Below are 10,334 nucleotides of genomic sequence, written 5' to 3'. Positions count from 1 at the left end.
GCAAAACGCGCTGCGGCGCGTTTTCAAACAGATTCTGACAGCGCCAGCAGACCGTCGATATCGACATGTGCCTCCAGTTCCGCCGCGATCGCATCCAGCGCGGCATCGACATCGGCAGCCTGATCCGGCCCCTGCCCCGCCACCGTCAGCCATGCCCGGCGCTGCGCCGCCATGCCAAACAGGCCATGGACGTAACTGCCTGCGACCAGTCCGTCCGCGCTCGTCGCCCCGTCGTGCCGGCCGTCGTCGAACGTCGCGACCGGGCGTGCGGCATCGCCGCCGGTCGTCCGGCCCAGATGGATTTCGTAGCCGGTGAAGCGTTCGCCCCGCGCGATCCCCGCGACGCGGGTCAGCGTCTTGGCGCCGTCCAGCACTGTCGACACGTCCAGCAGCGAAAGGCCCGGCACCGTCTCCGCCGGCCCCTCGATCCCCGCCGGATCGGCGATCGTCCGCCCCAGCATCTGATAACCGCCGCATAACCCCATGACCGGCCGGCCACGGCGTCGATGGCCGAGGATGTCGATGTCCCACCCCTGTTCGCGAACGAAGCGCAGGTCGGCGATCGTCGCCTTCGATCCGGGCAGCACGATCAGATCCGCCTCGACCGGGATAGTTTGCCCCGGCGGCACCATCACCAGCTCGACGGCCGGTTCCAGCCGCCACGGCTCCAGATCGTCGAAATTGGCGATATGCGGCGTGACCGGACAGGCGACGATCGCCTTGCCCCCGGTGCCCCGCGCCGCCGCTTTCTGCAGCACGACCCCGTCCTCGCTGGGCAACCGTCCCGCCGCCGTCAGCCACGGCACCAGCCCATAGCCGTGCCAGCCGGTATGCCCCGCGATGGTGGCCAGCCCCTCCGCGAACAGCGCAGGATCGCCGCGGAACTTGTTGACGAGGAAACCGGCGATCGTCGCCGCATCGGCGGGATCGATCACCCTGTGGGTGCCGACCAGCGACGCGATCACCCCACCCCGGTCGATATCGCCGACCAGCACCACCGGCACCCCGGCCGCGCGAGCAAAGCCCATATTGGCGATGTCGCCGCCGCGCAGGTTCACCTCCGCCGCCGACCCCGCGCCCTCGACCACGACGATATCGGCCTGCGCCGCCAGTCGGCGATAGCTGTCCAGCACCTCCGGCATCAAACCCTCACGCCCGTGGCGCCAGTCGGCCGCGCGCAGGATGCCGCGCACCTGCCCCAGCACCACCAGTTGCGAGGTGCGGTCGCCCTGCGGCTTCAGCAGCACGGGGTTCATGTCGACATGCGCCTCCGCGCGCGCCGCCAACGCCTGCGTCGCCTGCGCCCGGCCGATCTCGCCCCCGGCTGTCACCGCGGCATTGTTCGACATGTTCTGCGGCTTGAACGGCCGGACGACCAGCCCGCGATTGGCCAGCGCCCGGCACAGTCCGGCGACCAGCACCGACTTGCCGACATCGGACCCGGTGCCCTGCAACATTATCGCGCCCATGCGACTACTCCCGCCACGATCCACAACAGCCCACAGGCGCGGCGATAGACGGTCAGCGCCCGGCGCACGTCGCGCGCGGTCAGCCCGATGCGACCGTCGCCGATCCACGGTTTGTCCGCGATCACCCCGTCATAGGCGACCGGCCCGGCCAGCCGGATACCGAGCGCCCCCGCCATTGCCGCCTCGGTCCAGCCGGCATTGGGGGATGCGTGGCGGCGGGCATCGCGCCACATGATCCGCCAGCCGCCACCACCCGCCACGCAGATCAGGGCACCGCCCAGCCGCGCCGGGATCAGGTTCGCCCCGTCGTCGAGCCGGGCGGATGCCCAGCCGAACGCGCGCCACCGGGGCTCGCGGTGCCCGATCAGGCTGTCGGCGGTATTGATCGCCTTGTACCCCCATAGTCCCGGCAGCCCGAGGGCGAGCAGCCAGCAGGTCGGCGCGGCGATGCCGTCGCAGAAACTCTCCGCCAGGCTTTCGATCGCGGCGCGCGCCACCCCGGCTTCGTCCAGCGTCGCGACATCGCGGCCGACGATCCGCGCCACCGCCGTGCGCGCATCGGCCAGATCGCCGCGTTCCAGTGCGACCGCGACCGCGCGGACATGGTCGTCGAGGCTGCGTTGCGCGATCCCCGGCCAGGCGAGCAGCGCCACCCCCAGCCATCCGACCGGGCCGAGCGCGGCACGCGCCGCCGTCGCCGCCACCCACGCGCCCCCCGCGCCCGCCGCCACGACCAGCGTAATCGTCGCCACCCCCATGATCCGCCGCGTCGCGAAGCGCGAGGCCGGGCGGTTCCCCCACGCCTCGCACCACCCGATCAGCCGCGCGAAGCCGCCGACCGGATGGCCGATCCGCGCATAGAGCCGGTCCGGCCATCCGACCGCCGCATCGACCGCAAGCGCGACGAGGGCGACGGGATCAGCGATGGCGCAATGTCCGTGCCAGCCGCTCGAACCCGGCCGCGTCGCCTGGCAGGCCGAGCCGCAGCCAGTCCGGCCGGTCGTCGAACGGCCGGCTCAATATCCCCGCGCGCGCCAGTCGTTCGAACAGCGCGGCGGCATCGTCGCATTCCACCAGCCGGAACAGCGGACAGTCGCCTGATACCGACAGGCCGGCATCGTGCAGCAACCGATCGACCGCGGCGGCATCGGCGGCCAGCCGCCGGCGGGTGGTGTCGATCCAGTCCGGGTCGCCATAGGCGGCGGTACCGCAGGCGATCGCCTGTGCCGATACCGGCCAGTCGCCCAGCATCGCCGCCATCGCCGCGACCGGTGCCGCAGCCCCGCACAGGAACCCCAGCCGCACCCCTGCCAGCCCGAAGAACTTGCCGAACGACCGCATCACGATCACCCGGTCGTCCGCCGTCAGCAACGGTGACACGCCGATATCCGTTGCGACATCGGCAAAGGCCTCGTCGATCACCAGCATCCCGCCCCGCGCCGCCAGCCGATGGGCGATCCCGACCAGCGTCGCCGGGGGCAACACCCGGCCATCGGGATTATTGGGATTGGCAAGCAGGATGGTGCCACCGCGTTCCGCCTCCGCCGCCAGTCGCCCGACCTCGATCGGTTCGGCCTCCGGCAGCGCGTCGGCATGCGTGCGATAGGTCGGCACGACGATCCGCCAGGGCCGTGGCAGATCGAGATGGCGAAGCAGCCGCAACCCGATCTCGCTGCCCGGCAAGGCCGTGATCGCCTGTCGGCCAGCACCGACATGGCGGGCGGCGGCCTGACACAGTCCGTCCAGCGCCTCGCGCAACGGCAGCGGCCCATGGTCGGGAGCACCGAGCCGCCCGATCGGCCAGGCGATCGGATTGATCCCGGTCGACAGGTCCAGCCACGGCTGCGGCGCATCCGCGAACCGGCGCCGCGCCGCATCCTGCCGGCCGCCGTGAAAGGTGAATGTGCCGTTCGGCCCGGCGGCTGGTTGGTCTTTCGGCATCGCGGCGTCTATCCGCAAAGCGACCGCGTGGTACAAGCGGCGATCCGGGGGTGCGACATGACGGAACCGACGACCGACGACGATGGGCAGGGCCGGGCGCCGGGCCGGATCGTGCTGGTCATCGGCGGCGCGCGGTCGGGCAAGAGCCGTCATGCCCAACGACTGGCCGAACGGGCATCCGGCCCGCTGACCTTCATCGCCACCGCACAGGCGTTCGACGCGGAGATGACCGACCGGATCGCCCGCCACCGCGCCGATCGTGACGAACGCTGGCGCACCGTGGAGACACCGGTCGATCTGGCCGCGGCGATCACCGGCTGCGATGCGCCGGGTGCGATGCTGCTGGTCGATTGCCTGACCCTGTGGGCATCGAACCTGCTCCTGGGTGACGAGGACATCGACCGGCATGTCGCACGGCTGGATGACGCGCTGGCGGGGGCGCAAGGCAGGATCGTGCTGGTCACGAACGAGGTCGGGTGGGGCATCGTCCCCGACAACGCGCTGGCCCGGCGCTTTCGCGACGTGGCGGGGCGGATCAACCAGTCGGTTGCCGCCCGTGCGCAGGCGGTCGACCTGATCGTCGCCGGCCTGCCCCTCGCCCTGAAACGCTCGTGACCGGACGCGCCGGGGTTCAACTGCCGCGATAGGTGGAATAGCCATAGGGACTGACCACGACGGGTACGTGATAATGCGCGGCGGCATCGGTGACGCGGAACGTCAGGATGATCTCGGGGAAAAACGGCGCGGCGGCGGTATCCGATCGTCCGGTCATGTCGAATTGCAGCCGGTATATCCCTGCACCGATTGCCCTTGGCTCGCCCAACTGACGCACCCGTCCCTCCGCGTCGGTGGTGCCCCGACCGACGATCGTCCAGCCGCCATCCGAGGCTTGTCTGGCCAATGTCACCGGCACACCGCCGCGTCCCGTTCCACGGGACAGGTCAAGGATGTGGGTGGAGACCTCGGCCGCCGTCGCGGGCGTTGCAACCGAAGCGACAGCGAGGCCAAGCGCGAGCGACGCAGCGAACATCTTGATGGGCATCCTGTCGAGCCTTTGCGACCTGAGTGATAAGGCGGTCTATACGGCGAGGGCCGCGTCATCGTTCCGCGCCCGATCGACCATCGTCGTCGTGAGCGGATGTCTGCCTGCCGGTCCATCACCAAGGCGTGGATAATTCTCGATATTGCCTGACCGTGCCGACTCCCCTAATGTCCGACAAATAAGCATCGGCACAGCCGGCATATGGGGAGGAATGATGGCTGCGCGACCGGTATGGATACAGGATGCCGACGGCACGGCCCGAGTCGGTACAGCGGTGTACCGGTGATGCCGGACATGCGATCGATCGCGCTCGCCGCGGCACTGGCGGCCACCACCGCATCCGCACAGATGCCGCCCCCCGACAAGGCGCCCGCGAAGGTAGCTGCGACGCTGAACGACCGGTTGGCGGGCGACATCGCGCCGACCCACGATCCGGTCATCATCCGCGAAGGCGATACCTATCACGTCTATTCCACCGGTCTGGGCGATGGTGCCGACCGGATCATCGCGCACCGCGTATCGCGCGATCTGGTCCATTGGGAAAAGGCGCCGACCCCGCTCGCCGCGCTGCCCGACTGGGCGACCCGTGCCATCCCTGGCGCCGGCAATGCCTGGGCCCCCGACATTTCCCGTGTCGGCGACCGCTATCGCCTCTATTATTCGATCTCCACCTTCGGCTCCAACCGCTCCGCGATCGGGTTGCTGACCAGCCCGACGCTCGACCCCGCCAAACCCGGTTACGGCTGGCGTGACGAGGGGCCGGTGGTCATGTCGAACCGGTCCGACGACTATAACGCGATCGATCCGAACTTCATCGCCGATCGCGACGGCCGGCACTGGCTGGCGCTCGGCAGTTTCTGGAGCGGATTGAAGCTGTTCGCGCTCGATCCCGCCACCGGCAAGCTGCTGAACGCCGACGCGCGCCCGGTATCGATCGCCCGCCGTCCGGCACCGGCCGGCGCGCCGGCACCGGTGGAGGCGCCCTTCATCGTCGATCATGGCGGCTGGTACTGGCTGATCGCGTCCTACGATTATTGCTGCAAGGGCAATGCCAGCACCTATTACACCGTGGTCGGCCGGTCCCGCGCGGTCACCGGCCCGTATCTGGGCAGGGACGGCAGCACGATGATGGCGGGCGGCGGCACCGTGCTGCTGCGCGCCGACCTGCCCGAAAAGGAGCGCTTCCGCGGCCCCGGCCATGCCGGCCATTTCCGCGATGCCGACGGCGCCGACTATCTCGTCTACCACGCCTATGATCGCGAAAACAAAGGCACGCCGACGTTGCGGCTGGTCCGGCTGCGCTGGGACGCGGACGGCTGGCCCACCGCCCGATGACCATCCCTTTCCCATTCCCGGTATTGACCGACCGACGCGCAGGAGCCCCCCGATGATCCACCCGTCCCGCCGCCTGTTCCTGGCCGGCGCCACGCTGACCGCCGCCGCGCCGACCCTGGCACGGGCCGTCCCCTCCGCGCCGATCGTCAACCCGCTGGTCCGCCAGCGCGCCGATGCGCAGGTGTTCCGCCATACGGACGGCTGGTATTATCTGACCGGATCGGTGCCGGAATATGACCGGCTGGTGCTGCGCCGGTCGCGCACCATCGCCGGACTGTCCACCGCCAGGGAAGCCGTGCTGTGGCGGCATCAGGCGAGCGGACCGATGTCTGGCTATATCTGGGCGCCCGAGCTGCACCTGATCGATGGCCGCTGGATCATGTACTTCGCCGCCGGCCCCAGCGGCGGTGGCGCCGACGTGTTCCGCATCCGCACCTATGCCGTGGTCTGCGACGGCGCCGATCCGATGACGGGCGAATGGAGCGTCCTCGGCCAGCTGGAAACGCCGTGGGACAGCTTCAACCTCGATTCCACCAGCTTCGTCCATCGTGGCACCCGCTATCTGGCCTGGGCGCAGCGCGAACCGGGGATCGAAACCAACTCCAACCTCTATCTCGCGCCGCTCGCCACGCCGCTGACGCTGGCGGCGAAGCCTGCCCGCCTGTCGGTGCCGACGCTCGACTGGGAAATCCGCGGCTACAAGGTGAACGAGGCGCCGGCGGTGCTGGCACGCAACGGACGCCTGTTCATGACCTATTCGGCCAGCGCGACCGATGCCCGCTATTGCATGGGGATGCTGACCGCGCGCGACGACGCGAACATCATGGACCCGGCCGTCTGGACCAAGAGCCAGACCCCGGTGATGACCACCTCGGCCGCACACAAGGTGTACGGCCCCGGCCACAACAGCTTCACCGTCGACGAACGCGGTCGCGACATGCTGGTCTTCCACGCGCGCGATTATGCGACGATCAAGGGCGATCCATTGCTCGATCCCAACCGCCACACCCGCGTGCAGCGGATCGTCTACCGCGCCGACGGCACTCCCGTCTTCGATCCGCCGGTGGCGAACGACCCCCTCACCTGACCGGCTGATCGCGGACCGGGCGGAGGGGGGTTACCCGCTCCGCCTACCGCGCCGGTCGCTGTGACGCGGTGGTATCGCGAAGTGCGCGGAATTCGCTGTCGGACGACCAGTTGGGCCACAGCGGCTGGTCCGCCAGTCGGCGGCCGACCGCGTACAGGATCGACATGTCGCTCTGCACGCTGCCGGTATCCCAGTTCGGATCATATTGATCGGCAGGCTGGTGATACTTGTCGCGGACATAGGCATCGGCCAGTTCCTTGCCGCGCGCCGTGCCGCCGACGGCCAGATCCTGTCCGGCATCGTAGGAGACGGCAGGCACACCGCGCTTGGCGAAGGGGAAATGGTCGGACCGGTAGAAGCTGCCCGCCTCCGGCCGGGCATCGGGGGTGAACCGCCGTCCCTGCAGCTTGGCGGCGTCGGTCAGCATGGTCAGCAGGTCGAGCCGCGCCGCGCCGGAGATGCTGAAATCGGTGGTGCGCGCGGCGGCGAAGGGGCCGTCCATGTTAATGACCCCCGCCGTGGTGGCGAGCGGACGGAGCGGATTGGCGGCGTAATATTCCGACCCCAGCAGCCCCTTCTCCTCCGCGGTCACCGCCAGGAACAGGATCGAGCGATCCGGCTTCGGCCCGGTCGCATAGGCACGCCCCAGCTCCAGCAGCGCCGCGACGCCCGACGCGTTGTCGAGCGCGCCATTATAGATGCGGTCGCCAGTAGCATCGGGCTGGCCCACGCCCAGATGATCCCAATGCGCGGAATAGATCACCGTTTCCGCCGGATGGCCGGCGCCGGGGAGGACGCCCGCCACATTGTGCGAAGTGATGACCTCCGACCGCACCTGATAGCGCGCGTCGAGCGTCGAATTCAGCGGCATCGGCCGGAAATCCGCACGCCGCGCCGCCGCCTTCGCCGCCTCGAAATCGAGCCCCGACGCCTTGAACAACTGCTGTGCCAGATCGCGCTGGATCCAGCCTTCCATCGGGGTGTGCGACGCCTTGGGATCGGTCCGGACGATGTCGAACATCGTGTTGGTGTTGGAGTTCTTGACCGTCGCCCAGCCATAGGAGGCCGGCGCCGTCTCGTGGACGATCAGGATGCCGGCCGCCCCCTGACGGGCCGCTTCCTCGTACTTGTAGGTCCAGCGGCCGTAATAGGTCATCAGCTTGCCGCCGAACCGCCCCTCTCCCCCTTCGAAATCGGGATCGTTGACCAGCACGACCATGATCTTGCCGCGCAGATCGACGCCCTTGAAATCGTCCCACTGCCGCTCGGGCGCGCGCACGCCATAGCCGACGAAGACCAGCGGCGCGTTCGCAATGGCGACGGCCTGCTGCCCGGTCAGCGCGGCACGAACGGCGATCTCGCTGCCCTGGGTCAGCGCCTGCGTACGGCCATCAGCACTCAGCGACAGGGCGGGCGTACCCACGATATCCGACTTCAACAGCGGGACGTCCTGATACCAGCCGCCCTTGTCGCCAGCCGGTTTCAGGCCGGCGGCCTGCATCTGTGCCGCGATATACGCGATGCTCTTGTCCTCTCCCGCCGTCGCCGGTCCGCGCCCCTCATAGGCGTCGCTCGACAGGATCTGGATATCACGGGAAATACGTTTCACGTCGAAGGTCGGCGTCGGGCCCGGTGCGGCGATCGCGGAGGCGGAGATCAGGAGGCTCGACAGGATCAGGCGCTTCAACATGCGGTCTCCGTAACTGGCTGGGTCCGCTCAACAATGCATTACCGGTGGGGTCGGGGCAATGGCCCCGGGCAAGGATATGCCCTAGGCCCGCCCCCCACCCCTGAACGACGTGCGAACCGCATGATCCGCTGCCCGCGCGGTCAATGCCATGAACGTCAGCGACGGGTTCACGCAAGAAATCGACGCCATCTGCGCACCGTCGGTGACGTAGAGGTTCGAGGCGGCATGGGCCTGGCTCCATTCGTTGAGGACGGAACGGTTCGGATCGCGCCCCATCCGTGCGCCACCCATTTCGTGGATCGCGTCGCCGGGAACGTGTTCCTTCTCACTGCTGGTCACGTTGGTCAGTCCCGCGGCCTTCAGCATCGCCTCGCCCTGAATGCGGGCATCCGCCATCATCCGCAGTTCGTTGTCACGGAAGCGCACGTCGAAGCGGACCAGCGGCACGCCGAACCGGTCGACCTTGCCAGGGTGCAGCGATACGCGGTTGTCGGCGTAGGGCAGGCATTCGCCGAACGCGCCCATGCTGAACCGCCACGGGCCGTAGCGACGCAACCCCTGCTTCATCGATGCGCCGAAGCCGACCGGCGCCGCCACGTCGCGCCGCGCGCTGCCCTGATAGCCATAGCCGCGCCTGAACCCCACGCCCTCGTCGCCGCCGATGTTGCGGAAACGCGGGATGTAGACGCCGCCCGGACGGCGGCCATATTCGATGAATTCGTCCATACCGGGAATCTCGCCCTCGATCCCGACGCGAAAGATGTGATCCATCACGTATCGACCCAACGTCCCGCTCGCGTCGAAATAGCTGCGATCGCTGCCCGGCGCGCGCGAGTTGAGGAGAATCTGCGTGGACGCGATCGCGGAAGCGCACAGGAAGACCAGATCGGCCTGCACCGTTTCCGCCTGGCCCGTCTTCGCATCGATGAAGCGGACCCCGGTGACGCGTTTGCGCGCCGCATCGTAATCCAGGCTGGTGACGACCGCATCGGATCGGAGCGTCAGCCGCCCCGTCGCGCGCGCGGCGGGCAACGTGACCGCCTGTGTCGAGAAATAGGCGCCGAACGAACAGCCGTTGCCGCACTGGTTGCGGAACTGGCACTTCGTCCGGTTCTGGTCCGGCTTGTCCTCCGTCATGTTCGACAACCGCGTGTTGATGAGCTTGCGGCCGGGAAATTTCGTCTCCAGCCCCTGCTTCAGCCATTTCTCGGCGACGTTCATCGGGATCGGCGGCTGGAACTCGCTGTCGGGCAGATAGGGCAGGTTCTCACGCGAGCCGGACACGCCGATATATTTCTCGACATAGCTGTACCACGGCGCGACGTCGTCATAGCGGATCGGCCAGTCGCCATCGATGCCGTCGCGCTTGTTCGCCTCGAAATCCTCCGGGCTCCAGCGAAAGCACCAGCGACCCCAGATGATCGACTTGCCGCCGACCGCCCCCGGCCTGATCCAGTAGAACTTCTCCCCCTCGTCATAGGCATAGGGATTCAGCCGGTCGTTGTTGTAGAATTCGCGGTTGCTCGGCGCGACATAGCCATGCTTCGCGATGAAATAGTCGCTGTCGGTCAGCGGCGCGGGCATGATGTTGCGGGCCGGTATCTCGTAAGCGGGCTTGCCGTCATAGGTATAGCCCTCACCATGCTCGACCATCCGGCCGCGATCGAGCATCAGGACGCGCAGGCCCTTTTCCGTGAGTTCCTTCGCGGCGAAACCGCCGCTGACGCCCGATCCGATGACGATCGCGTCGAACCTGTTGGTCGAAACCAT

At 68.4% G+C, this 10,334-nt stretch carries 8 protein-coding genes and 1 pseudogene; 3 read left to right on the top strand and 6 right to left on the bottom strand.

All coding sequences use genetic code 11. From position 1 onward, the window contains the following. Positions 1-23 precede the first annotated feature (23 nt). The 3 genes from ABD719_RS10620 to ABD719_RS10610 are packed head-to-tail and all read right to left on the bottom strand — an operon-like array spanning position 24 to position 3,410. Positions 24-1,469 carry a cobyric acid synthase gene (locus ABD719_RS10620; RefSeq protein WP_344693343.1) on the bottom strand — a complete coding sequence of 482 codons (1,446 nt, stop codon included), beginning with the start codon at positions 1,467-1,469 and terminating at the stop codon, positions 24-26. Next, positions 1,457-2,395: an adenosylcobinamide-phosphate synthase CbiB gene (gene cbiB / locus ABD719_RS10615; RefSeq protein ID WP_344693458.1), complete on the bottom strand. Its 939-nt coding sequence runs from the start codon at positions 2,393-2,395 to the stop codon at positions 1,457-1,459. Before cbiB ends, ABD719_RS10620 begins: the two co-directional genes overlap by 13 nt. Continuing rightward, positions 2,388-3,410 (bottom strand): aminotransferase class I/II-fold pyridoxal phosphate-dependent enzyme, encoded by a 1,023-nt coding sequence (locus ABD719_RS10610; RefSeq protein WP_344693342.1) that lies wholly within the window; start codon positions 3,408-3,410, stop codon positions 2,388-2,390. Before ABD719_RS10610 ends, cbiB begins: the two co-directional genes overlap by 8 nt. Before the next feature lie 57 nt (positions 3,411-3,467). Between ABD719_RS10610 and cobU the strand changes: the two genes are divergently transcribed. Further along, positions 3,468-4,025: a bifunctional adenosylcobinamide kinase/adenosylcobinamide-phosphate guanylyltransferase gene (gene cobU, locus ABD719_RS10605; RefSeq protein WP_344693341.1), complete on the top strand. Its 558-nt coding sequence runs from the start codon at positions 3,468-3,470 to the stop codon at positions 4,023-4,025. Between the two features lie 16 nt (positions 4,026-4,041). Here cobU and uraH read toward each other — a convergent pair whose 3' ends face one another. Then, positions 4,042-4,452 carry a hydroxyisourate hydrolase gene (gene uraH / locus ABD719_RS10600; RefSeq protein ID WP_344693340.1) on the bottom strand — a complete coding sequence of 137 codons (411 nt, stop codon included), beginning with the start codon at positions 4,450-4,452 and terminating at the stop codon, positions 4,042-4,044. 294 nt (positions 4,453-4,746) lie between these two features. Here uraH and ABD719_RS10595 point away from each other — a divergent pair, with 294 nt between their 5' ends. Beyond that, positions 4,747-5,787, top strand: coding sequence for an arabinan endo-1,5-alpha-L-arabinosidase (locus ABD719_RS10595; protein ID WP_344693339.1), 1,041 nt, complete (start codon positions 4,747-4,749; stop codon positions 5,785-5,787). Positions 5,788-5,839: 52 nt separating this feature from the next. Further along, positions 5,840-6,868, top strand: a pseudogene (locus ABD719_RS10590) (glycoside hydrolase family 43 protein); the annotation flags it as partial. Positions 6,869-6,917: 49 nt separating this feature from the next. On the opposite strand, the gene ABD719_RS10585 reads toward ABD719_RS10590, so the two are convergent. Continuing rightward, the gene (locus tag ABD719_RS10585; RefSeq protein WP_344693338.1) at positions 6,918-8,564 is read right to left on the bottom strand and encodes a M28 family metallopeptidase; all 1,647 of its coding nucleotides are present in this window, start codon (positions 8,562-8,564) and stop codon (positions 6,918-6,920) included. Between the two features lie 81 nt (positions 8,565-8,645). Then, positions 8,646-10,334 carry a GMC family oxidoreductase gene (locus ABD719_RS10580; protein ID WP_344693337.1) on the bottom strand — a complete coding sequence of 563 codons (1,689 nt, stop codon included), beginning with the start codon at positions 10,332-10,334 and terminating at the stop codon, positions 8,646-8,648.

The organism is Sphingomonas cynarae, from assembly GCF_039537815.1.
GTDB classification, from domain to species: Bacteria; Pseudomonadota; Alphaproteobacteria; order Sphingomonadales; family Sphingomonadaceae; genus Sphingomonas; species Sphingomonas cynarae.
Note: the sequence above shows the minus strand (reverse complement) of the source record. Positions and strands in the feature narration are given on the sequence as shown.

Coding starts and splice junctions, on each gene's coding strand:
- ABD719_RS10620 (WP_344693343.1), bottom strand. CDS start 1,469: ATGGGCGCGATAATGTTGCAGGGCACCGGGTCCGATGTCGGCAAGTCG.
- ABD719_RS10610 (WP_344693342.1), bottom strand. CDS start 3,410: ATGCCGAAAGACCAACCAGCCGCCGGGCCGAACGGCACATTCACCTTT.
- cobU (WP_344693341.1), top strand. CDS start 3,468: ATGACGGAACCGACGACCGACGACGATGGGCAGGGCCGGGCGCCGGGC.
- uraH (WP_344693340.1), bottom strand. CDS start 4,452: ATGCCCATCAAGATGTTCGCTGCGTCGCTCGCGCTTGGCCTCGCTGTC.
- ABD719_RS10595 (WP_344693339.1), top strand. CDS start 4,747: ATGCGATCGATCGCGCTCGCCGCGGCACTGGCGGCCACCACCGCATCC.
- ABD719_RS10585 (WP_344693338.1), bottom strand. CDS start 8,564: ATGTTGAAGCGCCTGATCCTGTCGAGCCTCCTGATCTCCGCCTCCGCG.
- ABD719_RS10580 (WP_344693337.1), bottom strand. CDS start 10,334: ATGGTTTCGACCAACAGGTTCGACGCGATCGTCATCGGATCGGGCGTC.